Origin of the sequence: Bradyrhizobium tropiciagri (genome assembly GCF_018130505.1) — a bacterium.
In the GTDB taxonomy this organism is placed as follows: Bacteria; Pseudomonadota; Alphaproteobacteria; order Rhizobiales; family Xanthobacteraceae; genus Bradyrhizobium; species Bradyrhizobium tropiciagri_B.
Genome location: NZ_JAFCKH010000003.1, coordinates 273,233 through 300,147, shown reverse-complemented (window position 1 = coordinate 300,147; position 26,915 = coordinate 273,233). Strand labels below are relative to the sequence as shown.

Annotated in this window: 24 protein-coding genes; 11 read left to right on the top strand and 13 right to left on the bottom strand. The window is 65.8% G+C overall.

Annotation, left to right across the window (positions count from 1 at the left end; translation table 11 throughout):
* Nucleotides 1-100: 100 nt before the first annotated feature.
* Both JQ633_RS09015 and JQ633_RS09010 read right to left on the bottom strand, forming a co-directional pair.
* Complete coding sequence (locus tag JQ633_RS09015) at nt 101-1,690, bottom strand: bifunctional 3-(3-hydroxy-phenyl)propionate/3-hydroxycinnamic acid hydroxylase (protein ID WP_211984639.1); 1,590 nt, start codon at nt 1,688-1,690, stop codon at nt 101-103.
* Nucleotide 1,691: 1 nt separating this feature from the next.
* A complete protein-coding gene (locus JQ633_RS09010; protein WP_249159037.1) occupies nt 1,692-2,687 on the bottom strand; it encodes a VOC family protein in 996 nt (331 codons plus the stop codon).
* A gap of 280 nt (nt 2,688-2,967) precedes the next feature.
* On the opposite strand from JQ633_RS09010, the gene JQ633_RS09005 reads away from it, so the two are divergent.
* Nucleotides 2,968-4,923, top strand: coding sequence for a putative bifunctional diguanylate cyclase/phosphodiesterase (locus JQ633_RS09005; RefSeq protein ID WP_211984637.1), 1,956 nt, complete (start codon nt 2,968-2,970; stop codon nt 4,921-4,923).
* Between the two features lie 410 nt (nt 4,924-5,333).
* On the opposite strand, the gene JQ633_RS09000 is transcribed toward JQ633_RS09005, so the two are convergent.
* From JQ633_RS09000 to JQ633_RS08990, 3 genes are read right to left on the bottom strand one after another with little or no spacing between them, the layout of a single operon-like run.
* Nucleotides 5,334-6,314 (bottom strand): PDR/VanB family oxidoreductase, encoded by a 981-nt coding sequence (locus tag JQ633_RS09000; protein WP_211984636.1) that lies wholly within the window; start codon nt 6,312-6,314, stop codon nt 5,334-5,336.
* A gap of 13 nt (nt 6,315-6,327) precedes the next feature.
* Complete coding sequence (locus tag JQ633_RS08995; protein ID WP_211984635.1) at nt 6,328-7,080, bottom strand: GntR family transcriptional regulator; 753 nt, start codon at nt 7,078-7,080, stop codon at nt 6,328-6,330.
* Between the two features lie 3 nt (nt 7,081-7,083).
* The gene (locus tag JQ633_RS08990) at nt 7,084-8,133 is read right to left on the bottom strand and encodes an aromatic ring-hydroxylating oxygenase subunit alpha (RefSeq protein WP_211984634.1); all 1,050 of its coding nucleotides are present in this window, start codon (nt 8,131-8,133) and stop codon (nt 7,084-7,086) included.
* 177 nt (nt 8,134-8,310) lie between these two features.
* Between JQ633_RS08990 and JQ633_RS08985 the strand changes: the two genes are divergently transcribed.
* The 8 genes from JQ633_RS08985 to JQ633_RS08950 all read left to right on the top strand — a co-directional run bounded on the left by JQ633_RS08985 (nt 8,311) and on the right by JQ633_RS08950 (nt 15,035).
* Complete coding sequence (locus tag JQ633_RS08985) at nt 8,311-9,036, top strand: GntR family transcriptional regulator (RefSeq protein WP_211984633.1); 726 nt, start codon at nt 8,311-8,313, stop codon at nt 9,034-9,036.
* A gap of 62 nt (nt 9,037-9,098) precedes the next feature.
* Nucleotides 9,099-10,064: an ABC transporter substrate-binding protein gene (locus JQ633_RS08980; RefSeq protein WP_211984632.1), complete on the top strand. Its 966-nt coding sequence runs from the start codon at nt 9,099-9,101 to the stop codon at nt 10,062-10,064.
* A gap of 1 nt (nt 10,065) precedes the next feature.
* Nucleotides 10,066-10,821 (top strand): ABC transporter permease, encoded by a 756-nt coding sequence (locus JQ633_RS08975; protein ID WP_211984630.1) that lies wholly within the window; start codon nt 10,066-10,068, stop codon nt 10,819-10,821.
* Nucleotides 10,800-11,606 (top strand): ABC transporter ATP-binding protein, encoded by an 807-nt coding sequence (locus JQ633_RS08970; protein WP_249159035.1) that lies wholly within the window; start codon nt 10,800-10,802, stop codon nt 11,604-11,606. Before JQ633_RS08975 ends, JQ633_RS08970 begins: the two co-directional genes overlap by 22 nt.
* Before the next feature lie 7 nt (nt 11,607-11,613).
* Nucleotides 11,614-12,414 (top strand): ABC transporter permease, encoded by an 801-nt coding sequence (locus tag JQ633_RS08965; RefSeq protein ID WP_211984626.1) that lies wholly within the window; start codon nt 11,614-11,616, stop codon nt 12,412-12,414.
* A gap of 13 nt (nt 12,415-12,427) precedes the next feature.
* Entirely contained in the window at nt 12,428-13,093 is a 666-nt protein-coding gene (locus JQ633_RS08960) for a polysaccharide deacetylase family protein (protein ID WP_211984624.1), read from the top strand.
* On the top strand, nt 13,090-13,959 hold the full coding sequence (locus JQ633_RS08955) for a fumarylacetoacetate hydrolase family protein (RefSeq protein WP_211984622.1): 870 nt from the start codon (nt 13,090-13,092) through the stop codon (nt 13,957-13,959). Before JQ633_RS08960 ends, JQ633_RS08955 begins: the two co-directional genes overlap by 4 nt.
* Before the next feature lie 32 nt (nt 13,960-13,991).
* On the top strand, nt 13,992-15,035 hold the full coding sequence (locus tag JQ633_RS08950) for a 5-methyltetrahydropteroyltriglutamate--homocysteine methyltransferase (RefSeq protein WP_211984620.1): 1,044 nt from the start codon (nt 13,992-13,994) through the stop codon (nt 15,033-15,035).
* Between the two features lie 53 nt (nt 15,036-15,088).
* On the opposite strand, the gene JQ633_RS08945 is transcribed toward JQ633_RS08950, so the two are convergent.
* The 4 genes from JQ633_RS08945 to JQ633_RS08930 all read right to left on the bottom strand — a co-directional run bounded on the left by JQ633_RS08945 (nt 15,089) and on the right by JQ633_RS08930 (nt 20,118).
* On the bottom strand, nt 15,089-16,081 hold the full coding sequence (locus tag JQ633_RS08945; RefSeq protein WP_211984618.1) for a DUF2778 domain-containing protein: 993 nt from the start codon (nt 16,079-16,081) through the stop codon (nt 15,089-15,091).
* Between the two features lie 464 nt (nt 16,082-16,545).
* Complete coding sequence (locus JQ633_RS08940; RefSeq protein WP_211984616.1) at nt 16,546-18,930, bottom strand: putative bifunctional diguanylate cyclase/phosphodiesterase; 2,385 nt, start codon at nt 18,928-18,930, stop codon at nt 16,546-16,548.
* A gap of 131 nt (nt 18,931-19,061) precedes the next feature.
* A complete protein-coding gene (locus JQ633_RS08935; RefSeq protein WP_211984614.1) occupies nt 19,062-19,484 on the bottom strand; it encodes a DOPA 4,5-dioxygenase family protein in 423 nt (140 codons plus the stop codon).
* 13 nt (nt 19,485-19,497) lie between these two features.
* The gene (locus JQ633_RS08930) at nt 19,498-20,118 is read right to left on the bottom strand and encodes a class I SAM-dependent methyltransferase (RefSeq protein WP_211984612.1); all 621 of its coding nucleotides are present in this window, start codon (nt 20,116-20,118) and stop codon (nt 19,498-19,500) included.
* Between the two features lie 184 nt (nt 20,119-20,302).
* On the opposite strand from JQ633_RS08930, the gene JQ633_RS08925 reads away from it, so the two are divergent.
* Nucleotides 20,303-21,007 (top strand): hypothetical protein, encoded by a 705-nt coding sequence (locus tag JQ633_RS08925; protein WP_211984610.1) that lies wholly within the window; start codon nt 20,303-20,305, stop codon nt 21,005-21,007.
* Between the two features lie 66 nt (nt 21,008-21,073).
* Here JQ633_RS08925 and JQ633_RS08920 read toward each other — a convergent pair whose 3' ends face one another.
* The 4 genes from JQ633_RS08920 to JQ633_RS08905 form a co-directional block, all read right to left on the bottom strand.
* Complete coding sequence (locus JQ633_RS08920; RefSeq protein WP_211984608.1) at nt 21,074-21,781, bottom strand: hypothetical protein; 708 nt, start codon at nt 21,779-21,781, stop codon at nt 21,074-21,076.
* Nucleotides 21,782-21,858: 77 nt separating this feature from the next.
* Nucleotides 21,859-23,448, bottom strand: coding sequence for a DUF3300 domain-containing protein (locus JQ633_RS08915; RefSeq protein WP_211984606.1), 1,590 nt, complete (start codon nt 23,446-23,448; stop codon nt 21,859-21,861).
* A 147-nt stretch (nt 23,449-23,595) separates the two neighbouring features.
* On the bottom strand, nt 23,596-23,985 hold the full coding sequence (locus JQ633_RS08910) for a hypothetical protein (protein WP_211984605.1): 390 nt from the start codon (nt 23,983-23,985) through the stop codon (nt 23,596-23,598).
* Nucleotides 23,982-24,932 (bottom strand): helix-turn-helix domain-containing protein, encoded by a 951-nt coding sequence (locus tag JQ633_RS08905; protein ID WP_211984604.1) that lies wholly within the window; start codon nt 24,930-24,932, stop codon nt 23,982-23,984. Before JQ633_RS08905 ends, JQ633_RS08910 begins: the two co-directional genes overlap by 4 nt.
* Nucleotides 24,933-25,179: 247 nt before the next feature.
* On the opposite strand from JQ633_RS08905, the gene JQ633_RS08900 reads away from it, so the two are divergent.
* Nucleotides 25,180-26,844 carry a winged helix-turn-helix domain-containing tetratricopeptide repeat protein gene (locus JQ633_RS08900; RefSeq protein ID WP_211984603.1) on the top strand — a complete coding sequence of 555 codons (1,665 nt, stop codon included), beginning with the start codon at nt 25,180-25,182 and terminating at the stop codon, nt 26,842-26,844.
* Nucleotides 26,845-26,915 lie beyond the last annotated feature (71 nt).

Below are 26,915 nucleotides of genomic sequence, written 5' to 3'. Positions count from 1 at the left end.
CACCGGCAGGCGTCATCAGGTTTCTGCGCTGAATTGTCACAGCGCTGGTGTGACGCGATGGCATCGACGTCACATTCGGGGAGACAATCGTCCGGAAAGGTCAGCCTCCGGCACCGAGCGCCAGGAGCAGTTGCTCGATGAGCTTATTGAGTTCGTCGGCGCTGGCAGCGGCGCCAAATACATAGCGGTCGGGGCGCACGATCACCGCGGCTGCCGCGTGTTGCCGCATCCAGCCGGCGAACAGCCCGTCGCGCTCGACCACGGTCAGGATGCCGTCGGCCTCTCGGCTTTCGCCCGACGCCGCGATGACGACGCGCTCACCGGACAGTCGCTGCCAGGCGGCGCGCGAGGTGTTCGACAGCCACCCAATCGGCTCTGGCGTCGTGGTCACGATCGCAAATTCGCTCTTGAGCAGGTCGTCGAGGCGGCAGATGCGTCCATCCGGCGCGCGCACATGCGGCTGCACGAACAGGCGCCCCGCGAGGATTGCATCGCGCGCGATCAGGCCGGAGACCAGATCGGGGATGAATTTCTGCCGGATGGTCTCGGCCCTGCCGGCCTTCAGGTCGGCCCGCAGCCGAGCGTCGCGTTCCGCGGCCACCACCGGATCGAGTTCACCGATGATCTTGCCGAACTCCTTGGCGCTGGCGACGACGGCGCGGACATGCGACTTACGTTCGATCTCGTAGCTGTCGAGCAGCGCCTCGTCGGCGTCGCCGCGCAGCACCAGCCGCAGCTTGCAGGCAAGGTTGACGGCATCGCGGATGCCGGCGCAGAGGCCCTGCCCGAGGAACGGCGGCGTCTGGTGCACGGCATCGCCCATCAACAGCACGCGGCGGTCGCGCCAGCGCTCTCCGAGCAAGGCGTGGAAGCGATACACCGCCGAGCGCCAGATCGTGAGGTCGGAGATGTCCGTGAACCCTTCCAGCAGCTTCGCGACATTCTCGGGCGCACCGGTAGCGTCGGGATCCTCGCCCGGCAGCAGCTTGATCTCCCAGCGCCGCAAATTGCGCGGGCCCGGAATGAAGGTGCCGGGGCGCTGCGGCCAGCAATACTGAAAACCCTTGGCCGGCCGCTTGTCGGGATCGCTGGTCAGCGTATCCACCACCATCCACCATTCGTCGAAGGCGAGGTCTTCGAGGCCGATGCCGAGCTGCTTGCGCACGAAACTGTTGGCGCCGTCGCAGCCGACCAGATAGCGCGCGCGGATCGCGATCTCCTCGCCGGTGCCGCGCTGCGCGATCAAGGTGACCGAGCCGTCGTCCTGCCGCAGCGACACGCCTGATGTGGCGAGGAGCACGTCGGCATTGGCATATCCGGCGAGCTTGTCACGCAGCGCCTGCTCCGCCTCCGGCTGCACGAAGGTGACGTTCGGCATCCAGCCGAGCGGATGCGGCGGCGGCATCGGATCGAACTTCTTGATGATCTCGCCATCGACACCGAGGAAGTGCGAGCCGTTATGCGGCGCGATCGCCCGCTCCATGACGTCGCCGAGCCCGATCGCCTGGAACACCCGCAGCGCCTCGTGGTCGAGCGTGATCGCGCGCGGCTTGTCGTAGACCACGGCAGCGCGCTCGACGACCGCGACGCGCAGGCCGCTGATCGCGAGCAGGTTGGCGAAGATGGCGCCGACCGGCCCGAGGCCGACGATCGCCACATCGTGGGTGATATCGGTGCCTGATATCGACATGCTACTTCGCGAGATAGCTCTCGAGCGTCAGCGGCTTCGGCTTCACCTTCGGCTCGCGGACCGCAACATCAGCGAACGGTGTCGCCTCCTCGAACCAGGCCTGCCGCGCCGGCAGGCCCCACGGGAACGAGATCGTGTGGTCGGACGGATCCCAGCCGACCGGCTCGTTCTCGATGTCCATGATCTGGTAGTGCGTGTTGAACAGCTCGACGCGATGTCCGTCGGGATCGCGCATGTAGACGTACATCGCGTGTCCCGGTCCGTGCCGCCCCGGCCCGCGCTCGACCGACGCGCCATAGCCGAGCTCGCCGGCGATGTCGCAGGCATGCAGCAGATGATGGACCTCGGGCGCGAGGAAGGCGAAGTGGTGCAGCCGCGGCCCGGCGCCGTTGAAGAACACGATGTCGTGCGGATTGCCCTTGCGCTGCAGGAACACGCCGCGCAGGTCGAACGTGCCTGAAGGCGCGATGTATTCGCTGAGCCTAAAGCCCGCGGCGGTGTAGAACTCGCACGCCTTGCGCACCTCCGGCGTCAGCACCTGAAAATGATCGAGCCGCAGCGCCGCCCCGCCCGTGTGGTGGCTGAATTTGGTGATCATGCGCGGCACCACCGGCATCGTCGCGCAGAATTCGAGCGGCGTGCCGGCCGGATCGGTCGCGTGCAGCGTGCGGCCCTGATGCGGCACATCGGCCCAGGCGGCCGGACATCCACGCACCTCGAAGAACGCCTTCAGCCGGTCGAGGTCGTCATCCAGAAAGACGCGCAGGCCGAGCCGCGCGCAGGCCGGTCCCCTGCCCGCACGCAACACCAGGCTGTGATGACAGGCTTCCTCGATGCCGCGGAAATACAGCGCGTCTCCCTCCTCGGCGGTCAGGACCAGGCCGATCACCTTTTCGTAGAACTGCCGGCTCGCCGCGAGATCTCGTACCTCGAGGACGACATGGCTGGCGCGCGTGATGCGGAATCCGGGATCGTGATTCGTGGCCGGGAGGCTCATGCGCGCACCTTCTGGTTTGCCGTCACTGCCTGTCATCGCGAAAAACCCGCGGCGGATCAAGGCGCGCCGCCGGCCGGCAGCAATTGCCGGGCTGGTCCACTGCTGCTGCGACTGCGCCGGCCGCCCTCGCGCATTTGTATCGATTTGTTAGCAATGCGCCCGGATGGAACCGGCCGCGCCCCGGCGGTGGTCCGCGCGATTCCAATAATTCATAGTTTGTCAAAGGTTTGCAGGGAATTTCCATGAACCGGCGCCGATCCCAATCGCGCAAGAATCAAGCATGCGAAGCTACCTGAGTTCATATTTCGCGAGACTGTTCGCGGGCGACCTCGCGGCCTTCGGCGCGCCGTCGACCGACGAAGCGCTCGCGGGCCACATCCGTGCCGAGCAGGTCTCGCTCGTGCTCGGCTATTCGTTCGGCATCATGCTGGCGAATGCCTGCAACGCGCTGGTGCTGGCGATCGCGCTGTGGCAATCGCCCGATTGGGTTTATGCGCTGGTGTGGGCGGCCGCGGTCGGTGGCGCCGCGCTGCTGTTCGGTTTGCAGGTGCGCGCTTCGCGGCGGATCGCCAAGCCGCAATTCGTCTCGCGCAAGACCATGTATCGGCTGGTGCGCAACGCGCTCGCGCTCGGCACCGCCTGGGGCATCGTGCCCGTCGCCTTCTTCGCCAACGCGACCAGCGGCGCGCAACTGGTCATCACCTGCTTGTGCGCCGGCATGCTGGCCGGCGGTGCCTTCGCCTTCTCCACCATTCCGATCGCGGCGATCGCCTACACCGCGCCGATCTTCATCGGCACGGCGATCTGCCTCGGCCAGGAGGGCGATTATCTCTATCTCCTCGTTGCCGCGCTGGTCGTGGTCTACGGCGCCGTGCTGCTGCGCGGCGTGTTCGCCAATTCGTTCGAGTTCAGGCGGCGGATCATTGCCCAGCATGAGGCAGAACGGACGGTGCGTCAGGATCTGCTGACGCGCCTGCCGAACCGCATCGCCTTCAACGAAGCGCTCGACCGCGCGCTGAACCGGCTGGCGCGCTCGGGCGAGGAATTCGCCGTGCTGATGCTCGACCTCGATCGCCTCAAGGAGGTCAACGACCGCTTCGGCCATCCGGCCGGCGATGAATTCCTGGTCCAGGTCGCGGCCCGCCTGCAGCGCTGCACGCGCGCCGCCGAGCACGTCGCGCGGATCGGCGGCGACGAGTTCGCCCTGATCATGTCCAACCTGACGCGCCCCGAGGACGCGCTTGCGATCGCCGAGCGGTTCGTGTCGGCGTTCGCCGATCCGTTCCTGATCGAGGGATGCGAGGTCGCGGGCGCCACCAGCATCGGCATCGTGCTGGCGCCGCGCGACGGCAACACCTCGCACGAGCTGTTCAAGCACGTCGACGTCGCACTCGCCCGGGCGAAGAAATCCGGCCCCGGCAGCATCTGCTTCTTCGAGGCGGATGACGACAGAGCGGCGCGCGACCGCCGCGCACTGCAGCGCGACCTCGAGCGCGCCATCGAGGCGAACGAGCTGTTCCTGGTCTACCAGCCGTTTCTCGACATAAAGCAAGGCCGCATCACCGGCTTCGAGGCGCTGCTGCGCTGGCAGCATCCGGAGCGCGGGCTGATCCCGCCAAGCGTCTTCATACCGATCGCCGAGGAAAGCGGCCTGATCCATCAGGTCGGCGAATGGGTGATCCGCCGTGCCTGCGCAATGCTGGCGCACTGGCCGGCCCATATCCGGATCGCGGTGAACTTCTCCGCGGTCCAGTTCCAGAACGTCGGCATCCTGCAGACCATCGTGCAGGCGCTCGGCGAAGCGAAGGTCGCGCCCGACCGGCTCGAGATCGAGATCACCGAATCGATGCTGATGTCGAAATACGGATCGGCGCCGGCGACGCTCAACGCGCTGCTCGACCTCGGCCTGACGGTCGCGCTCGACGATTTCGGCACCGGCTTCTCGTCGCTGACTTATTTGCGCAAGGTGCCGTTCAGCCGCATCAAGATCGATCAATCCTTCATTCGCGACATGCTGACCCAGCCGGACTGCGCGGCGATCGTCAAATCGGTGATCGGCCTCGCCCAGGAGCTCAATATCGGCGTCGTCGCCGAAGGCGTCGAGACGGTGGATCAACTCGACTATCTGCGGCAGACCAGCTGCGACGAGGTCCAGGGCTATCTGATCGGCCGGCCGATGTCGGCCGGCGAGATCTCCAGCATGCTCGACCGCAATCCGTCCGTGCACGCCGCGTAGAGCGCGCCGCCACGATGCCTGTTCCCTGGCGAGAATCGAGAATGAAGTCTCTTACGTGCGTTGTTGCGCTGGGGCCTGAACAGGCGATCTTGGCGCAGATCGCGGCGCCCGCAGATCGCGCGCAGGCGGCCCGAGAAAGCACTCCTTCACTGAGGTCGGTCTCGCGCGGCAGTAAGAATAATCAAAGAATGCAATGCCAATGACGAATATCGCAAATGCCGCAAGGATAAGCCCTTCTATCACATGATCTTGTTTCATATGGCCGGCCCGGTTGGCGGCTGCTGCGCCGGCAATGGCGCACTCAACTATATCATCGTTCGCCTTGCGGCGCTTTCGCAAAAGTACCGGCTTTTGGGTTTGAAATCGCGCCCATTCAAGCGAAGCCCGACAGGCAGTGCAGCGCCGCGCGGTCAGACCGCGTCCGCCCGGTGCAACGTGTCCACTGTAATGGTGCCGCGGGCGCGGGAGACGCAGGCGCAGATCTTGTGGCTGTCGCGCCGCTGCTGGTCGCTGAAGAAGACGTCGCGATGATCGATCTCGCCGTCGACATCGACCACATCGAGCGCGCAGACGCCGCATTCGCCGCGGCGGCAGTCGCTCATCACCTCGTGCCCGGCGGCGTTGAGCACATCCAGCATCGAGCGATCGTGCGGGATCACGAGCTCGACATTCTCATGCTTCAGCCGCACGCGGAAGCTTTCGGTCGGCAACGATCCGCTCGATCCGAAGGTCTCGTAGCGCAGGTCGGTCAGCGGCCGCCCGGCGGCCTGCCAGCCATGCCGCGCCGCCTCCAGCATCCGCATCGGACCGCAGAACAGCGCCATCGCGTCCTGCGGCAGCGCGGCGAAGACCGCACCGAGGTCGAGCCGCCGGCCCTCATCGCCGGCGTGAACGACCAGACGATCGCCGAGCAAGGCTTCCAGCTCATGCAGATAGGCGGCATCGCCGCGCGAGCGCACCGCATAATGTAGAGTGACATCGGCGTTGCGGCGCGCCAGCGCCTGCGCGGCGCCGAGGATTGGCGTGATGCCGATGCCGCCGGCGATCAGGCAGAAGTGCCGCCTCGTCCAGTCGAGCTCGACCAGCGACGCCGGCAGCGTGATGCCGAGCCGCGCGCCCGGCGCCAGCGACCACATGTGGCGCGATCCGCCGCGCGAATCCGGCGCGCGCCGCACCGCGATCCGGTAGCCCTGCGCGTCAGCCTCCCCGACCAGCGAATAGGATCGCGTCTCGGGCCGGCCATCGATCGTGACGCCGACCTGGATGTGGCTGCCGACTGGATAGGCCGACGTTGCGACGCCATCCGGGCGCAGCAGGAATTCGCGGATGCCGGGCGTCAGGTCGCGCGTCGCCGTGACCGTTGCCTGTGTCCATGTCTCGGCAAAACGCATCGATCTCTCCCGCTCAGTCGGCCGCCGACCTGATCAGCGCCAGCGCCGGCAGCAGATCGAGATGGGTGCGGTTGCGTAGCGCCAGCCGCAGATTGCGCGCGGCAAGCCGGGCGTGCTCGCGCATGATCGCCTCGGCGCGCGCGCCTTCGCGGTTCTCGATGGCATCGACCACGACGCGATGATGGTCCTGCGCGATCAGCAGGATCTGGCGCGCCTCCGGCAGCGCCGATTGCGCCATCACGAAACCGCTCGGCGAGGCGAACGGCAGCGCCGAGGCGCGGTCGATCTGCCGGACCAGCGGCGGGCTGCGCGACAGCTCGGTCAGCAAAGCGTGGAAGCGCGCATTGAGCGCGACATAGGATGAGAACGCCTCGACCGAGATCGGATCCTGCCGCACCAGGTCGTCGATCTCATTGAGGCATTCCTTCAGCGGCTCGAGATCGCGCGCGGAGACGCCGCGCTCGGCGGCGAAGCGCGCGGCGAGCCCCTCCAGCGTGCCGCGCAACTCGATCGAATCGAGGATGTCGCGCTCGGAGAACGCCTTCACCATGAAGCCGCCGGACGGGATCGCCTCCAGCAGCCCTTCCTCCTCCAGCCGCACCAGCGCCATCCGCACCGGCGTGCGCGACACGCCCGTGGTCTCCACCGCCTGCAGCTCCGAGATGCGCTCGCCGGGACGCAGCCCGCCCGAGAGGATCAAGTCGCGCAGCGCGAGCTGCGCCCGCACTGTCTGCGATACGGCGCGATCGGCCTCGCGGTCCGCCATGGCCTACTCCGCCGCCTGCATATGCTGCGGCGATGTCTCCTTCGCCACCATGCGGTCGATCGCGCGCCGCGCCCACATCGCGCCGGCGTCGATGTTGAGGTTGTAGAACACGCGGTCCGGATTCTCGTCCATCGCGCGCTGCTGCGCCTCCAGGATGATCTCGTCCTCGTGGAAGATGCCGGCGACGCCGTCGCGGATCTCGGTGGTCAGCCGCTGCTCGGTGAGGCGATGGTTGCGGACGAAGGCCCAGAAATAATGGCAGGTCTTCTCGGTCTCCGGCGTGATGGTGTTGAGCACATAGCCGTTGACGCCCTGCGAGCGGTCGCCCTCCGGCGCGCCCGTTCCCGCCAGCGCGACCCCGACGTCGATATTGACCGTGCACGGCGCCTCGAAGCGGATGATCTGCCAGCGATCCACCGGCCCGGGCTTCTGCAGCTGCTTCGCCCAGAACGGCGGCGGCTCGATACCCGTCATCCAGCGCGTTACCGTCACGGTCTTCTCGCCATGGGTGACGTCGAACGGCGCTTCGGCGACCGCGTCATTGCCGATGCTGGAGCCGTGTACGAAGGTCTCGTGGGTCAGATCCATCAGGTTGTCGACCACGAGGCGATAGTCGCACTTCACATGAATGGTCTTGCCGTCGCCGGCCCAGGCGGGATCGTCGTTCCAGTGCATGTCGGGCACCAGCGCGGGGTCTGCGAGCGCCGGATCGCCCATCCACAGCCAGATGAAGCGGTGGCGCTCGACCACCGGATAGGCGCGTACGCAGGCCGACGGATTGATGGTCTCCTGCGAGGGCATGAAGGTGCAGCGGCCCTGCGCGTTGTATTTCAGGCCGTGATAGCCGCAGACCACGGTGTCGCCGTCGAGCCGGCCCTTTGAGAGCGGCACCAGCCGATGCCAGCAGGCATCCTCCAGCGTCACCACCGCGCCGTCGCCGGTCCGGTACATCACGACATGCTTGCCGCAGATCGTCCGCGGCAGCAGCGCATGCTTGATCTCGGCGTCCCAGCCGGCCGCGTACCAGGCGTTCATTGGGAAGGGTTTTGCCATGCGCGCACTCCTAACGAACCTATCTATAGAATACTGATTGTATACATCAATGTCGCCAGAATAGCAATTTATGGCAAAAGACGCCCTTCCCGGCCAAATACGGTATACATAACGAACACATCCAGAAAATCGATTTTCGATTGACGCCATGGACTGCTGCCGCCAATCTCCCGCCGCATGAACATCGAGCTGAGTTTTCGCGAGGGTTTGGCCGGCAACGGGCCGCGCAGCCTGACGTCGGCGGTGCAGGAGCGGCTGCGCGCCGACATCCTGTCGACGCGGCTGCTGCCGGGGCAAAAGCTGCACATTGCCGGCCTCGCCAAACAGTTCTCGGTCAGCCTTGCCGCAGTCCGCGAGGCGCTGTCGCGGCTGGTGGCGGACGGATTGGTGCAGGCCTCCGACCAGCGCGGCTTCCGGGTCTGTCCGGTCTCGCTCGCCGACCTCGCCGACGTCACGCAGACCCGGATCGACATCGAGGGCCTTGCCTTGCGGCGCTCGATCGAGCGCGGCGACGCGGCCTGGCTGTCTTCGGTCGAGGCCGCATGGGACGCGCTCAGGGCCGTGCCGCATCGTTACCCCGACGATCCCACCGTGCACTACGAGGAATGGGTGGCGCGCCACCGCGTCTTCCATCGTGCGCTCGTCAACGCCTGCGGCTCGCAATGGCTGCTCGGCTTCCGCGACGTGCTGCACGAGCAGAGCGAACGCTACCGGCGGCTGTCGATCCGCCGCGAGGTCGGCAGGTCGCGCGACGTCGAGGCCGAGCACGCCGCGATCGTCGCGGCCGTGCTGGCGCGCGATGCCGATGCCGCCGTCGGCGCGCTATCGAAGCATTTCAGCACCACCATGGAGTTCGTCGAGCTCGCCGCTCCACGCATTGCGGAGGTCAACGGCGCTATTTGAATCTTCCGGCGCGAGAACGCGCCGGCAAACAACAACAATCGATATCCGGGAGAAACACCACAATGAGCATCACGCGCCGCCACGCGCTGGCATCCGTCATCGCCGCCACCATGCTGGCCAGCCCTGCCCTCGCGGCGGACACGATCCGCGTCGGCCTGCCCACCAAGACCTATTGGCCGACCACGATCGCCGAGACCGCCGTGCGGCAAAAGCTGTTCGAGAAGGAAGGCATCAAGGCCGAGCTGACGATCTACCGCAGCGGCGCCGAGACCTTCGAGGGCATGGCGGCGGGCGCCGCCGACATCATCCTCGATCCGCCGTCGCTGGTGTCGGCCGGCCGCAAGAAGGGCGTGATGTCGCGGATCGTCGCCAACGCCGCGATGGGCAATTTCGGCTGGCAGTTGATGGTGCCGGCCAAGTCGACGCTCGACGTCAAGGACCTCAACGGCAAGAAGGTCGGGATCACGGCGGCGGGCTCGGGCTCGGATCTGCTCGCGCTGTGGACCGTGCAGGACCGCAAGATCGACTTCACCCGCGTGCCGGTCGGCGGCGGCGGCCTGGTGCCGAACCTGCTCGCCGGCAATGTCGACGCCGCCGTGGTCTATTCGCCGCTCAGCTTCCAGGTCGCCAAATCCGGTGAGGCGAAGACCATCCTTGATTATGCCGCCGCGGTGCCGCCGAACCTGACCGGAGGCTGGATCGTGCTCGACAAGTTCGCGGACTCAAAGCCGGAGCTGGTGCAGAAGGCGGTCAACGCCCTCTACGGCGCCGTGCAGTTTATGCGCGCCAACCGCGACGTCACGGTGAAGCTGATCGCCGATCTCTACGAGATGCCGGCCGAGATCGCCGCGCTCGAATACGACAACACCATCATGAAGCTCGAGACCAGCGGCGACATGGGCGCGCCCAATGTATCGGCAGCGGTGCAGCTTTCGCTCGATCTGGCCAAGCTCGGCGGGCTGAAGGACATCGTGCCGGTCGAGGACGTGATCTCGACCAAGTTCAAGCCGGTTCCGACCAAGCCGTAACATGCAGGCCACGCTCACCATCAAGCTGGCGCGGGTCGCGATCGTGATCGCGATCTTCGCGCTGTGGGAGCTGCTGTCGCGGACCGGCATCGTCAATCCGCGGCTGCTGCCGTCGGCCTCCGACACGCTGGCAACGCTCGACGATCTGCTGCAGCGCGCCAGCGTGCGCAACGACCTGATGGTGACCGCGACCGAGGTGCTGGCCGCGTTCGCGCTCGCGGTGCCGTTCGGCGCGCTGATCGGATTCCTCATCGCCGAGAACCGTTACTTTGCCGATGTGGCGAAGCCGCTGCTGTTCTTCGCCTTCAGCATTCCGAAATCGATCTTCCTGCCGATGTTCATCCTGGTGTTCGGCGTCGGCTTCGCCCAGAAGGTCGGCTTCGGCTTCTTCTCCACCATCTTCATCGTGATCATGTCGACCACGACGGCGGTGGAATCGGTCAAGGTCGAGCACTTGACCGTGGCACGCTCCTATGGCGCGACGCGCGCGCAGACCGCGTTCCGCGTCTATCTGCCGAGCATGCTGCCGGTGCTGCTGGAAGCGCTGCGGATCTCGATGATCTTCAATCTCACCGGCGTGATCCTCGCCGAGATGTACGCCTCGCGCGACGGCATCGGCCACCAGATCGCGACCTGGGGCGAGAATTTCCAGATGAAGCAGCTGCTCGCCGGCGTCGTCATGGTCGCCGCGATCGCCATGACCTTCAACGAACTGATCAGATGGGTGGAAACACGATGCAGCCATTGGCGAACGTGACCCCGCTAAAACCTCCGCCGCGCGCCGGCGCGATCGAGGTCAGGAATGTCGGCCAGGTGTTTCGGACGAGGTCCCAGGACGTCGTGGCGCTGGAGGACGTCTCGCTCGACATCAAGCCGGGACGCTTCGTCGTGCTGGTCGGCCCGAGCGGCTGCGGCAAGTCGACCCTGTTGATGATGATGGCGGGGCTACGCGCGCAGACCTCGGGCACCATCACCATCAACGGCGCGCCGATCCCGCAGCCTGATCCTGACCGGGTCGGCGTCGTGTTCCAGGAGCCGAGCCTGTTTCCGTGGCTGACAGCGGAAGACAATGTCGAGTTTCCGCTGGCGCTGCGCGGCGTCGCCAAGGCCGAGCGGCGCGCCAAGGCGCAGGACGCTCTCAAGCTGGTCGGCCTCGAAGGCTTCGGCAAACGCCATCCGCACGAGCTGTCGGGCGGCATGAAGCAGCGCGTCTCGATCGCGCGCGGCCTCGTGCAGGACCCGCCGGTGCTGCTGATGGACGAGCCGTTCGCCGCGCTCGACGAGCAGACCCGCATGACGATGGGCGACGAGCTGCTGCGGATCTGGGCCGCGACCGGCAAGACCGTCGTGTTCGTCACCCACAGCCTGACCGAAGCCGTCTATCTCGCCGACGAGGTGATCGTGATGTCACCGCGGCCCGGCCGCATCGTCGATCACCTGCAGGTGTCGCTGCCGCGGCCCCGGACCTACGAGATGCTGAGCGGCGATGCCTTCGGCGCGCTGCGCGACCGCATCTGGCGCCACATCCGCAAATCGGCGTGAGGCGGCGATGAGCGCGAAGACCCTCCGCCATTTGATCGTCGTCGGCCTGATCGTGCTGTGGGAGCTGTTGCCGCGCTCCGGCATGATCCCCGAACTGTTCCTGCCGTCGCTGTCCTCGACGCTGCTCGCCGGCTGGAACGAGGCCGGCGAATACGGCCACGCGCTCGCGGTGACGATCTACGAGGTCGCGGTCTCGATGGCGTTCGCCTGCGGCGGCGGCATCCTGCTCGGCGCCATCGTCGGCAGCCTGCCGCGCCCGCGCCTCCTGATCATGCCGATGGTCTCGAGCCTCTATGCCGTGCCGCTGGTCATCCTCTATCCGGTCTTCACGGTGTGGCTCGGCATCGGCTCGGAATCCAAGATCGCGTTCGCCTCGATCTACGGTTTCCTGCCGACCATGCTGGCCACCGCCGCCGGCATCCAGACCATCGACCCGCAGCTGCTGCTCGCCGCCCGCAGCATGGGCGCGACGCTCGGCCAGCGGCTGGTGCGGGTGATCATCCCCGCCGCGATCCCGACCGTGCTGTCGGGCCTCAGGGTCGGCGGCGCGCTTGTCATCGTCGGCGTCGTGGTCTCGGAGATGCTGATCTCCTCAGCCGGCATCGGCTATCTGATCTCGCGCTACCGCACCATCCTCGACAGCCCGCACGTCTTCGCCGGCGTGCTGCTGGTGCTGTTCATGGCGATCGCCTTCAACACCGCGATCCGCTGGATCGAGCGCAGGGCCGCGATCTGGCAAACCGGAATGCGCGCCGGCCAGAACGCCGCCGACGAGATCGGCTCCGGCGCAATGCAGCCGGCGACATAAAGGGATTGTTTCCGTGTTCAACCTGACGCTGACGTTCGACAATGGTCCCGAGCCCGACGTGACACCGCGGGTGCTCGATATCCTCGGCGAGCGCGGCATCAGGGCCACCTTCTTCGTGATCGGCGAGAAGCTCGACGATCCCGCGCGCCGCCCCATTGCCGCCCGCGCGCGCGACGAGGGCCACTGGATCGGCAATCACACCTATACGCACAGCATTCCGCTCGGCGAGCAGCCCGATGCCGACACCGCCGAGCGCGAGATCGGTCGAACGCAAGCCGCGATCGGCGACCTCGCCCATCCCTGCCGCTGGTTCCGGCCGTTCGGCGGCGGCGGCAATCTCGACGAGCGGCTGCTGAAGCCGTCAGTGGTGGACTATCTCGCCCACAACAAACACAGCTGCGTGCTGTGGAATGCGATCCCGCGCGACTGGGAGGACCCCGACGGCTGGGCCGACCGCGCGCTCGAGCAGTGCCTCGCGCGGCCATGGACGCTGCTGGTGCTGCACGATCTGCCGACCGGCGCGATGGCGCATCTGGAGCGCTTCCTCGATTGCGTCACCACCAGCGGCGCCCGCTTCCGCCAGGATTTCCCGCCGCAATGCGTTCCGCTGCGCAACGGCGAGATCGTGCTTCCAATCCAGAGCTATGTTTCCTCCATCGAAGAGAGTGAGAGACCATGAAGATCGCAAGTTTCAAGACGGCAGGCACCGCGAGCTACGGCATCGTCACCGATGCCGGTGTCATCGACGCGGGCAAGCGGCTGGCGGCGTATCCGACCTTGAAGACGCTGCTCGCGAAGGGGGCGCTGGAGGAGCTGAAGCGGCTGCAGGGTGAGCGCGCCGATTACACACTCAAGGACGTCGAGCTGCTGCCGACGGTGCCCGATCCCGACAAGATCTTCTGCATCGGCGTCAACTACGCGACGCATCTCGCCGAGAGCGGCCATCCGACGCCGCCGCACCCGATGATCTTCACCCGCTTCGCCAACAGCCAGGTCGGCAGCGGCCAGCCGATGATCCGGCCACCGGAGTCGGAGCGCTTCGACTATGAGGGCGAGATGGCCGTCATCATCGGCAAGGCCGGCCGCCGCATCGCGCGCGAGGCTGCACTCGGCCACGTCGCCGGCTATGCCTGCTACAATGACGGCAGCATCCGCGACTGGCAGCGCCACACCTCGCAATTCGCGCCGGGCAAGAACTTCGCCGGTACCGGCGGCTTCGGCCCGTGGATGGTGACGACCGACGAGCTCCCCGACATTTCCAAGCAGCACATCGCCACCCGTCTCAACGGCGTCGAGGTGCAGGCCGCGCCGATCTCCGACCTCGTGTTCGACGTCCCAGCGCTGATCGCCTACTGCTCGACCTTCACCGAGCTGGTTCCCGGCGACGTCATCGTCACCGGCACCACCGGTGGCGTCGGCGCCTACCGCACGCCGCCGCTGTGGATGAAGGACGGCGACGTCGTCGAGGTGGAAATCTCCGGCATCGGCGTGCTGCGCAATCCGGTGCAGGACGAGGCTGCAGCGGCCGCGACGCGCGCCGCCTGACGATCCAAGCAAAAAGCAAGAAGGAGGATGCCATGAACCTGCCCAAACATTTGCTGCCGACCACCGTCGTCGGCAGCTATCCGCAGCCGGAATGGCTGGTCGATCGCGCGATGCTGTCGAAGTCGGTGCCGCGCACGCGCATGCATGCGATGTGGCGCCTGCCGGCCGAGCATCTCGAAGAGGCGCAGGACGACGCGACGATCGTCGCTATCCGCGACATGGAGCGCGCCGGCATCGACATCGTGACCGACGGCGAGATCCGCCGCGAAAGCTACTCCAATCGCTTCGCCACCGCGCTCGACGGCATCGACGCCGACAATCCCGCGATGATCACCGCCCGCACCGGCAACACCAAGACGCCGGTGCCGCGCGTGGTCGGTCCGGTGAAGCGCACCGGCCCGGTGGAGCTGCACGACATGCAGTTCCTGCGCAAAAATACCGACCGCGCCGCCAAGATCACCTTGCCTGGCCCGTTCACGATGAGCCAGCAAGCCAGGAACGAGTTCTACAAGGACGACGAGGAGCTCGCGATGGCCTTCGCCGCGGCTGTCAACGCCGAGGCACGCGATCTCGAGAAGGCCGGCGCCGACGTGATCCAGCTCGACGAACCCTGGGTGCGCAACAATCCGGAGCTGGCGAAGCGCTATGCGGTGAAGGCGATCAACCGCGCCCTTGAAGGCATCACGGTGCCGACCGTGGTGCATCTCTGCTTCGGTTATGCCGCCGTGGTGCCCGGCTCGACCAAGCCGGCCGGATATTCGTTCCTTGGCGAACTCGACGACACCGTCGCCGACCAGATCTCGATCGAGGCCGCGCAGCCGAAGCTCGATCTCGGCGTGCTCAAGGATCTCTCATCGAAGAAGATCATGCTCGGCGTGCTCGACCTCGGCGATGGCGCGATCGAACCGGTCTCGGTGGTTGCCGACCGCATCCGCAACGGCCTGAAGCATGTCCCGGCGGAACGGCTGGTTGTGGCGCCGGACTGCGGCATGAAATACATGCCGCGCCACGTCGCGTTCGGAAAGCTGAAGGCGATGTGCGACGCCGCGGCGCTTGTGCGCAAGGAGATCGGCTAGCGATAAGATCGGGAGATGGCTGCAGTCGCCGGTGCGGCGACTGCGGTCGCGGCTTACGAGTTCGACGCCGCGCGGGTCGAAGCCGACTGGATGTCCTTGATGCTGATCACGACGGCGATGCGCTTGACCGAGCCGCTGCGGTAGGCCTGCAGGAACTTGTCGTAGTTCTTGACCGAGATGCAGCCGTTGGAGTCGCCGTTCGGGCCGAGCATGTAGCTGTGCACCAGGAGGCCGACGCGGCCGAAGGTGTCGCTACCGTCGACCGGGTTCATGCGCAGCGCGGGCACGCCGTGGAACAGCTTTTCGCGCGGCTTCATTTCGTAGATGCCGGGCGGCGTCGCGCCGGCATTGCGGATCTTCACATGCGCGGGATCGTCGAGCAGGTTGCCGAGACCCGAATGCGCCTCGAACTTGGTGCCGTCGGGCATGTACACGATGCGCGCAGTGATGTCGTAGACCGCCGTGGTGTTGTCATAGCCGAGCGCGCCGAGGTTGGGGCTCGGACCGGACAACAGGCCGTCATTGGGATCGATCGACGCCAGTTGCAGCTTGGCCGGCATCATGTCGGCGATCTTCTGCAGGAAGGTGCGGTTGTCGGCCTGCTGCTGCGCCGGGGCCGCCGGCGGCGGCACGGCGGTGGCCGCGGCAAGATTGGCTTCCGTCGGCCGCGATCGCGGCATCGGCACGCCGGACACCGATGGCGAGGACACGGACGACGGGGGCGCATACGCCATCGCCGACTGGTTCGGCAGATCGGTCTGGCTCTCGCGCAACTGGCCGGACAGCGCATTCTCGATCCGGTCGAACTCGGCTTTGAAGTCGCCGCGATCGTAGCTAACGCCGCGGCGCGACGGATAATACAGCGAGGCCGCGTTCAGCGTGGAACGGGAGCCGAAGCGATCGTCGAAATTCAGCGAAGCGGTGCTATTGGCGAGCGCGGGTCCGTGCAGCCACGCCGTGGGATCGATGCCGACCATCCAGGCGGCAAGGCCAGACGACAGCGCGAGCGCGCCGACGGCGAATGCCGTGCTGCCCACCACTGACATGCCGCGGCTCGACTTGCGCCCGGCAGGTTTCGTCGTACGTTGACCCATCCATCCCCAAGTACGGTGCCCTGGAGGCCTGTTACCGGCCGGTCAGGGATTCACCGATTTCTCATCATATCAGGGATTGAGAGTAAGGCATAATCGAGACGATGGGGCCGACGGGAAGATTTTTAGGCATTTTTTGACGGGACTGAGGCAGCGAATCAGCGTCAGGGGCCCGAAAACGAGGTCAAAACACCCCGGAGATCGTCCCGATTCGGGACAAATCCGCCACCCCACCCGTCGTCCCGGCGAAGGCCGGGACCCATTACCACAGGGTCAGGTTGTTGAAACGAGCTGCGGCCCCAGCGTTGCGCAACGATAACCTTCGGTGGTTATGGGTCCCGGCCTTCGCCGGGACGACCCCGTGGATGGTTCACAGACACCCGCTCTCGGTCCCGTCGGCGCAAACGATTCACACGCCCTCACGCGATCTTTTCCTCGCGCAGGGTGAGGACCGGCACCGGCTTGCCGATGGCGTAGCCCTGGACGTAATCGACGCCGATCTCGCGCAGCTCGTCGAGGATGGCGAGGCTTTCGACGAACTCCGCCACCACCTGCTTCTGCATGATCTTCGCCGTCTTGGTGATCATCTCGACCATCGCGCGATCGACCCTGCTGTTGAGGATCTCCTTCACGAACGAGCCGTCGATCTTGATGAAATCGACCGGCAGGTGCTTGAGGTAGGCGATCGAGGACATGCCGGTGCCGAAATCGTCGAGCGAGAAGCTGCAGCCGATCTCGCGCAGCCGCGCGATGAACTTCTGCGCCTCGTCGAGATTGGAGATCGCGCTGGTCTCGGTGATCTCGAAGCACACCAGGGTCGGCGGCACGTCGTGCTGCAAGAACAGCTCGGCGACGAACTCGACGAAGTCGCCGTCGCCGATGGTGGCGCCGGAGAGGTTGATGGCGTAGCCTGCGACCTTGCGCGGACTGTGCCGGCGCTCGGCGATGATCTCGAAGGCGCGGCGAACCACCCAGCGGTCGATCAGCGGCATCAGGCCGTAGCGCTCGGCCGCGGGCAGGAAGCTGCCCGGCGGCACCAGAGCGCCGTTTTCGTCGCGCAGCCGCAGCAGCAGCTCGCGCCGCTCCTGGCCGCCCTTCAGCGTGCCGGCGACGGGGCGGATCTCCTGCTCGTAGAGACAGAAGCGGCCTTCATCGAGGCCCTTGCGGATGCGGTTGACCCAGCTCATCTCGGCGACGCGCACCGTCATGTCGGTATCCGCCGGGCAGTGCTCCTGGACGCGGTTGCGTCCCTTGTCCTTGGCGAGGAAGCAGGCGACGTCGGCGAGCCGCAGCGCGTCCTGCACGCCGGCGCAGTCGGCGAGCCGGACGAGGCCGATGCTGGTGCTGATCCGGAAGCTCGAGCCCTCATGGACGAAGCTCGACTGCTCGACCACCGCTCTGATCCGCTCCGCGACGTCGGAGGCGATCTCCTGCCCGCCCGCGCCGTCGTCGCGCAAGAGGATGCCGAACTCGTCGCCGCCGAGCCGTGCGACGAGGCCGCGATCGCCGACCTCGGCCGCCAGGAGCTTGGTGACCTGCTTGAGCAGCCGGTCCCCCGCCATGTGGCCGCAGGTGTCGTTGACGATCTTGAACTGATCGAGATCGATCAGCATCAGATCGCCGCCCGCGTCGGTCGCGCCCGACATCGACGCCTGCAATTCGAACTCGAACTGCCGCCGGTTGGCGAGCCCGGTGAGCGCGTCATGCGAGGCGGCCCACGCCAATTCCTCGACCAGGCGGCGCTCGGCCGTCATGTCATGGATGATCATGACGCGGCCCGCCCATTCGCCGTCATGCACGATCGGGGTCTCGACCACCGAGACCGGCACGCTGGACTGATCCGGCCGCACCAGCAGCCGCTGCTGCGGGCGGCTTTCACCATCCGCCTCGACGGCGCTGAATGATCCCTGCACCGGCTGCTCGGCGATGCTGAACAGCGACGAGAGCGGCCGGTCGGTCGCCTCCCGCCCCGCCGCGATCAGCCGCTCGGCGGCCGCATTCATGTAGCCGACGCGATCGTCCGGCGTCGTCACGATCACCGCGTCGCCGATCGAAGCCAGCGTGAGCTGCGCGCGCTCCTTCTCGAATGCGAGCGCGGTCTCGGCCAGCCAGCGCCGTTGCAGCATCCGCCGCGTATGGAACAGGACGATGGCGGCGAGGCATGCCGCGATCACCGCATTGACCAGCAGCAGCAGCGTGGACACCTGGCGCGAGGCCCGCCCCAGATGCTCGGAGAAGTCGACGGCGAGCGTAGACAGCGCGGCGTCGACCGTCCCGATCCGCTCGGCCCAATGCCTGATCGTGCCCGCGGACGGATCGTGCAAGGCCATGTCGTTCGCGGCCTCGTTGCGGATCTCGATCAACCGGTCGAGCAGCACATCAGAATTGCGCCACGCCGTGACGGCGTGGGCAACGTGATGCATCCCGCGGAAATACTTGAACAGCCAGATCAGCCCGCCGATGTCGTCGTCGTGATTGCCCGCCTTGGCGAAGCCGTCACGCGCCACGCGGTCGTTGTTGCCTGGCGATTCGAGCGCGAGCCGCGCGGTGCGATCGGCCAGCGGCACCGCGATCGCCGCGTCGAACTTCTGCAGATAGGCCGGCGTGCCGGTGCTGACATAGATCTGCAGGTAGTGGATGGCGTCCTTTTGGCCCTTCGACCACAGGCTCTCGCCCGCCACATAGGCCCGCACCGCGGACATCACCTGCAGGCTGCCCGCCGACAGGCTGGCCTGCAGCAGCACGATGGCGATCAGCGGTCCAACCACCCGCCACAGTGACCAGCTTCGAAACGAAAAGAACATCCCAACGCGCCCGCCGCAATCCTGTCCGGTGAGGGTAGGAACCGCGACTTAACCTCACGTTGCAAAACGCGATGAGTTTGAAACGACTTGGTTGCAATAGAACTGTCTCAAATTTTACCGATCGCCGCGCCTCACGGCTGCAGCGTCGGCGTCGTGTTCGGCGCCGGAGCCTGCTCCATCTCGGCCTCCTCCGGCAGCTTGTCGCCATGGACGGCGAGCGGCGTGCCGATCCACAGCGGATCGGCGAGATGGTCGCGGCGCGGATTGACCGTGTTGGGATGGACGAGAATGCTCAGCCTGCCGTGGTTCAGCATCAGCCACGGCACCAGGGTCGGAAACAGCTCGCGCGCGAACGCCACCTGATACATCGCCTGGTCGTGCGGACCGACCTTGACGTCGTGCCAGCGACCGAGCGTGACCAGGAAGCGCTCGCCGATCCAGGTACGCAGTTGCTCCGCCTCGCCCCGGCTGGTCGCGGGGTCGTAATAGACATGGGCGTGGTAGCTCGCGATCTCGCCGATGGTCCGTGGCGCGGCATTCGCATGGTCAGTCATACGTCATCCTCTTTCATAACCGTCGCAGCACGCTGAACTGGAACGACTGCATCGTGCCCCAGGGCGTGACGTGATGATGCGGCACCTCGGCGATCAGCGCGAAGGCCGGGCCGATCGTCCGGCTCAGCGCCGCGGGATCGTAACGCTGCACCGGCAGGCCGCTGCATTTCTCCGGGCCGTCGAGCGCGAAGGTGCCGATGATGGCGTGGCCGCCAGGCCTGACGCCGCGATGCAGCCGGTCGAGATAGGCCGTGCGGTCCGCCTCCCCGACCAGGAAGTGAAACGCCGCCCGGTCGTGCCAGACGTCGAAGGCCTGCGGCGGCTGCCAGCGCGTGGCGTCGTCGGCGATCCAGCGCACCCCGTCGCCGGCCGCGCCGAGGCGCTGCCGGGCGCTCGCGAGCGCGGCTTCGGAGAGATCGAGCACCGTCAGCGCATGAAGGCCCCGCGCCAGCAGCGCATCGACCAGCCGCGACGCACCGCCGCCAATATCGATGATGGACGCATCGCGGCCGCCCGCGACCTGTTCGATCAGACCCAGCGAGGGCTGCGGATCGGCCTGCGACCAGCTCACCTGCTGCTCGCCCTTGGTGAGGTAGACGTTCTGCCAATGCGAATGACGATCCGAGGCGGTCATGGCGGTGCGATCCGAACGGGGCAGCCGGCGATGTGTACCGGTTAACCATGAGCTAGGCGCAGCGGTTTGCCGCGTCAACCCGCAGCCGAGGTCCGCGCATCGGCCGCCGTGCCGCAAATGCCGCATTTGACTCACCGCATTTTCCATCTAGCCTGACGGACAGGTCGAGATCGGGGCGCCCGTTATGGCCAATTTTGGCTGGACACGCGTCAACAAGTCTGCACCCGCGGAGGATGCCGCCATCGACTTGCGCGGCCTCACCGACCCGTTGGCCATGCTCGCCGCGCTCGACAAGGTGGTGCCGCGCTATCTCGATCTCGCCGACAACGACGTGCTGGTCTATCCGGCCTGCAAGCGCAAGCCCACGGATATCCTGGGCGACATCCGTGCGATCTGGGAGCACACGAGGCTCGAAGCCTTGCGCTACATCCCGATGGTGCCGCGGCAGGACACCGCGCTGCTCGCCGATCCCGCCCGCCAGGCTGAGATGATCGATGCCTTCCTGCGGCAGCAGCCGCACGACAACACGGTGGTGGATTTCACCGGCAAGCCGATCGAGGATTACGGCATCGCGATCTACGCCGCGCTGAACTGGCTGATCCATTGCTGCAGCCTCTCCGGCGCCGATCCGCAGAAATTCTCCGGCACGCTGCGCAATTTCCGCAAGGTCATGGTAGTGGCCCGCCAGTGGTGGGCGCTCGACGGCGCCGCGGAGCGTTGCGCGCAGATGCTGGCAGCGCGCGAACGGCCGCCGCTGGTGTTCTTCCTGCTGTGGGCCGAGTGCACCAATCTCGCGCGGGAGATCGCGATCGCTGCGTACGCTTCGGCCGCGCCAGACGAGAGCGTTGCACGCGTACGCTCGGCACTGGATCCGGAAGACCTCAACTGACTGGCTAGCCTCCGCGGCGAATACACTGCCGAGGTCCGAACATCGCCGTACAAGCTATCCGCCATTTCACTTGCGGTGCTGCGCGCGATGATTGAAGGCGCCCTCTGCTCGATGTCGCGCCGAAGACGTCAGCGTGCGACCCGGCGCCGTCGCGACGCTTGTTGCGCTTGCTGAGTCAGTCGCGCAGTTCAGCGCTTCGCGCTCCTCCCGCGCGAAAGGATTTCGCGCAATGACCTTGAGCGCAGACAGATCGTTGTGGTCGAGGAAAGTGATCTTGCCTGGCGGCGTCGACACCATCTTTCCGATCATCGAGCTGGGAACGCCGAGCTTGGCGTATAACCTCGCGAAATGGATCGTATCCCGGATGGTGCCGTTGTCCTCGGCGCCGTAATCGTTACCGACTGCATGGACACCGATCCTGGCCTCGCTGGCGACATAGCGCTTGCGGCCAAGCAGGAAGATGAAGGCGCAGGCGGAATCGCATTCCTTTGCCACGAAGGTCGATAGCCGCTTCTGACGAGTCAAGGTCGCGATGCGAACGCCTTCGTGCAGCGAACCGCCCGGCGAATCGAGGTCCAGACCGAGGATCCTGCGCTGGCCAGCGAAGTAGGATCGAAACTTCACGTAGTCGCCGGTTTTGATATCGCCACGAAGCTTCAGCACGTCGCCGTCGCAGTTCGCGACGCGTGAAATCTCCATGGCAACGCACGGGAGTGCGGTGGCGAGCGCAGCGATGGCCGCAATCGAGACGACTTGCATCGAGACGACTTGCATCCTCCTTTGCAGGTCACGCCACCCTTCGCGGGAATGTCCCGGCATCGGCACGGCCTCTGCGCAGGAAGGCCATCGCATCATCGAACTCCCGGTATTTTCCCTCCGGATGCGGCCCAGCTGTCATACGATCGGAATTTCAGGCCGAGCCTTTCGTAATGGACGCGGAGATAGCCATCGCTGCCACGTTCGACCGCATCCGGCCGCACGATGCCGACCTCCTGCGCCATCACGCCGACATAGGCCTTGTTGCTGCCGATGTAGGCGAAGCGGTAGTAGCCCAATCCATTCTCGAGATGGCCCAGCAGCACGATGTCGTGCTTGAGCGCGATGTCCGATCGACGTCCGCCACCCCGGCCGCCGCCGCCCCGGAATCCACCGCCGCCACCACCACGGAATCCGCCACCGCCGCGGAAGGCCGCGCCTCCGCCGCGGAAGCCGCCGCCGCCTCGAAACGCCGCGCGCTGTCCACCGCCGGCGAAACGGGCCGCTCCGTAACGTCCGCCGCCCGCCGGTCTGAAGTGCCCGGCGCGCGCGGATGGACGAGCGGCGACCCGGCCTCCTCCCCTCGCGCCACGACCCGCGGTTGCGCGATTTCGGTTGACCGCTTGACGGCTTCCGGCGCCCTGACGGCCGCGATCAACTCCCTTGCCGCGATCGCCGATGTTCGCACGGTCTCCGGCGTTGGGACGATTGGCGCCCTGACCTAGCCCGCCTTGACCCAGACCTTGCCGACCGCCGGCCGGTCGCTGGTTCGCGTTGCCGAACCGCTGCTGGAGGTTGGAATTATTGTAGCGCGCGCCCTGACGGTGGGCGGGGTTATGTTGCCAGTGTTCGACCCTGGCGCCGCGATTGATGTCGATGGCACCGCCGCCCCAGTTGACGCGGCTGCCGCCCCAGTATCCGCCACCGCCCCAGTATCCGGAGCGCCAGCGGCCGAGGCCGTACCCTGCTCCGAAGGCAATGCCGGTCGCAATGACGCCGGCTGCGATATAGCCGGGGTATCCCCAATAGTAGGGATAGGCGGGATAATCGGTGTACGGCCAGTCGCCGAACATCACAGGGGGATCGTAGTAAGGAACGTACAGCGTGTCGGGTTCCGCAGGCTCGATGTAGATCATCGACCGGTTCTGCTCCTGGCGCACCGACACCGTCTGCTGTTTGGTGCTCGCGAGCTTCTTGCGATCATAGGCCTTGGTGCGAAGCCTTTGCACAGCGTCCATGACGTCCTGCTGCTGGGCCAGAAAGGCTTCGCCAAGCTTCTGCGTCCAGTCGAGTTGGTCGTTCATCATCTGCAGCACGGACGGCGCCGCGACGAGCGCCTTCACACTGGCGTCCCAGCTCTGCCTTTCGGCTGCGGCCTTGAGCTGGTCTCCCTTGAGCCTGCCATTCGCCTTCAGCCAGCGATCCGCACGTACGATCTCGAGAGGGTAGGTCGCAGCCATCAGCACGTTGGCGAGCAGCGTGTCGGGGTAAAGCGCGATCGGCGCCACAAGTCCTTCCAGCTCGGCGGGCTTGAGCAGTTCGATCGCCGGTGCCGGCGGCGGGGCCGAGGCGTCGGGAGCGGATGCCGGCGGCGGCTGTACGTCCTTGTCCGTGGTCTGCGCGAATGCGTATTGATTGAGACAAAGAAGGCCAACGACGACAATGAGCGCCTTGATCGCACGCATGATTGCGCCTTCCGTATGGATGCAAATGGGTCGCGGAATTGTGCAGCCCGCGCACGCAAGCCGACGTTGATCTACATCAATGAAGTTGGTCCAGCCGACGCCGGCGCCGCAGTTTCAGGCCGCGCCGGGCGGACGCAACATATCCCGTCACGCTATGCAGGGAGCGCAGGAGCAAGCGTATGCCAGCCTGACGAGAGCTCCGATCGGGATCATCGGAAGACATGGAATGAATAATCGGAGCACGCCCACGCCCTCGTCGTACAAGCCGCAACCGAGAAATGCGAGCCAGCCCAGAAGCACCACCGGGCTGAGCAGAAACGCCGCATCGCGTGCGCCCCACCATGTCGGATGCAACGGCGCGATCGAAGACAGGATCGAGGGTCCGAACAATCCGGCTGCACCGATGATGACTGAAATGATCAGGTAGTCCCTCGACGCCGTGAGCATGGCGATAGTGATCCACACGCTTTCCAAGATATGGTCATTGCCCCGGGTAACAGCGTTTTCATACCCGGTAGCAATCTCGCGGATGTTCAACGCATGCGCCGCCGCCAGGCTCGCGGGGTCTCGCCGGTCAGCTTCCTGAATGCCGCGGAAAAGGCGGTGTGCGAGGAATAGCCGAGCGCGGCTGCGATCGACACGATCGAGTCGTCGGTATCGCGCAGCATGTTCTGGGCCTGCTCGAGCTGGTGTTGACGCAGCCAGGCATGCGGCGACAGCCCGGTGCTTTCCTTGAAAGCGCGGCAGAAGTGGAAGCGCGACAGGCCCGCATCCGCAGCCAGCGCGGCAAGCGATACGTCCGCATCGCTGTCCGGGCGCAGCCGTTCGATGGCGCGGCTGAGCACCTTCGGCGAAAGACCACCGATGGTCGGCTGCAACATGGTTGGCGAGCCGGTGTGCGCAGCCAAGAGACGCGTGGCCAGAAGGCTCGTCAGTTGACACCTGAACAGCGCATCCAGCGCCTCATTGCCATCGAGCACATCTGCCGCCGTCAACAGCAATCGGGATGTAACGGGGTCGGGATGCGCCGTTCGCTCCAGCAGATTGACCGGTCCGGCCGTGTCGGCTTCTTCAGCCACGCGCTCGAGCGTCGCGTGCGGAAGATAGAACTCGACGACATCGACAGGTTTCCGAATGTCCCATCGCGAGCTTGATCCCTTCGGAATCGTGATCACGGCCCCGGGACGGAACGTTCCGATCGCAACCGTTGGTCCCGACCGCCGTTCCATGCGCTGCACCGAGCCGTTGCAGGCCATGATGACGTGGTGGGTCTTGGGCCCGCAGATGTCATGCACCCGTTGATATCTCCGGTGGGCGATCGCGGCACCGGCGGTATCCAAAGTCATGCGAAATGCCGTGGTCCCGAGCACCCGCGCCATCTCCGCACCGGCGTGAGGGCGCTCGGCATTGGCCGCATTGACCTGACACGCCTCAGGCGCAACTGACGCGTCTTCCAGGCACTCGCGCAAGACATGCTTGCTCATCAACGTATCCTCGCATTGGAGAGGCGATGCAGGTGGCGGGAGAAATGCCGTGATCCGGAGCGGCCGGACGTGTTGCGTTGATTGCAAAGCTCGGCGCGCGTCGCGCACGGGCCGGCCAACCATTTCTCGAACCGGGCTTGTTCCCGATGGGTGAGAAAACGTGTATTGTTTTGAGCGGAAAAATCCTTGCAGCCGGCCTGAATTGCGATTGAATTTTCCTTGGCTTCTTGTCCAGGAAGGATCGGAAGTGCCGTTTCTGTTCGAAGATTATTGCCTCGATGCTGACCGGCGTGAGCTCAAGCGCGGCTCCGAGCTCATCCCCGTTGGACCGAAGGTTTTCGATCTGCTGCTCTTCCTGGTCCAGAACCGGGAACAGGTCGTGAGCAGGGACGATCTTCTGAAGGCGGTGTGGGAAGGACGGATCGTGTCCGAATCCACGCTGACCAGCCACGTCAATGCCGTGCGCAAGGCAATCGGGGACACCGGCAAGGAGCAACGCCTGATCCGGACGGTTTCCCGCAGAGGCCTCCGGTTTGTCGGCAAGATCACCGAGCAGGACATGCCCGCGCGCCCCTCGGCTACGGATCCTGGCGTTCGACACGCAAGGAATATTCAGGAGCCGATCAGGGCCTTTGAGGTCGGAGCGCCGGCTGAGACGCGGGAGGCTGCGGCTGTTCTTGCTGCCGAGGCCGAGAGGCCGCCTCCGCTACCCGACAGGCCTTCCATTGCGGTGCTTCCGTTCCAGAACATGTCCGGCGATGTCGAGCAGGAATACTTTGCCGACGGAATGGCCGAGGACATCATCACGGCGCTGTCGCGTTTCAAGGCGCCATTCGTCATCGCGCGAAACTCCAGCTTCACCTACAAGGCGCGCGCCGTCGACGTGAAGCAGGTTGGGCGCGAGCTCGGGGTGCGCTACGTGCTGGAAGGGAGTGTTCGCAAGGCCGCAAACCGCGTGCGCATCACGGGACAACTCGTCGATGCCGCAACGGGAGCACATATCTGGGCCGATCGGTTTGATGGCGAGCTCGGCGACATCTTCGCTTTGCAGGACCAGGTGACTGAAAAAGTCGTCGGGGCGATCGCGCCTGCGGTGGAAAAAGCCGAAATCGAGCGCGCCAAGCGCCAGCCGACCGCCAGTCTCGACGCCTATGCCCTCTATCTGCGCGGTCTGGCGCACCTTCATCAGTACGGTAACCGGCAAGCGAACGGCGAGGCATTGCGCCTGTTCAAGAGCGCGGTCGAGCTCGACCCGGAATTTGCCTCCGCCTACGGTCGTGCAGCGTTTTGCTACCTCGTTGCCAGGACCAATAGCTGGAATCAGGACAACGCGGACGCGATCGTCGAGGTGAAGAAGCTCGCCCAGCGAGCCGTCGAGTTGGGCAAGGATGACGCGATCGCGCTCTCCGCTGCCGGAAATGCGTTGGCGTTTGTTGCCGGGGAGCTCGAGGTGGGCGCCGGCCTGGTCGATCGCGCGCTTGCGCTCAATTCCAATTTGGCTGAGGCATGGAATTTCGGCGGCTGGATAAAAATCTGGCTCGGCGAGCCGGAAGCGGCGATCGAGCGCTTCGCACGCGCGCTTCGCCTCAGCCCACGTGATCCGTGGCTGATGGCAATGCGAGCCGGGACCGCGTTTGCGCATTGCTTTTTGGACCGCCATGATGAAGCGGCATCATGGGCGACCATGGCATTGCAGTGCAGTCCGGACTATCGCCCTGGATTACGTATCGCCGCCGCAAGCCACGCAATGGCCGGTCGGCCCGAGCAGGCAAACAAGGCAATGGCCCGGCTGCGAGAACTGAGCCCCACGCTGCGCCTTTCCAATCTCAAGGACATGCTTGGTCCTTATCGGCGCGCCGCGGACGTCGCACGATACGAAGAAGGATTGCGGCAGGCAGGACTGCCCGAATGACCATTCCGGCCAGAATGCTCGCCTCTGGCAACAAGATGATAAATCCGTCGAAAATGACCCATGGGCACCAT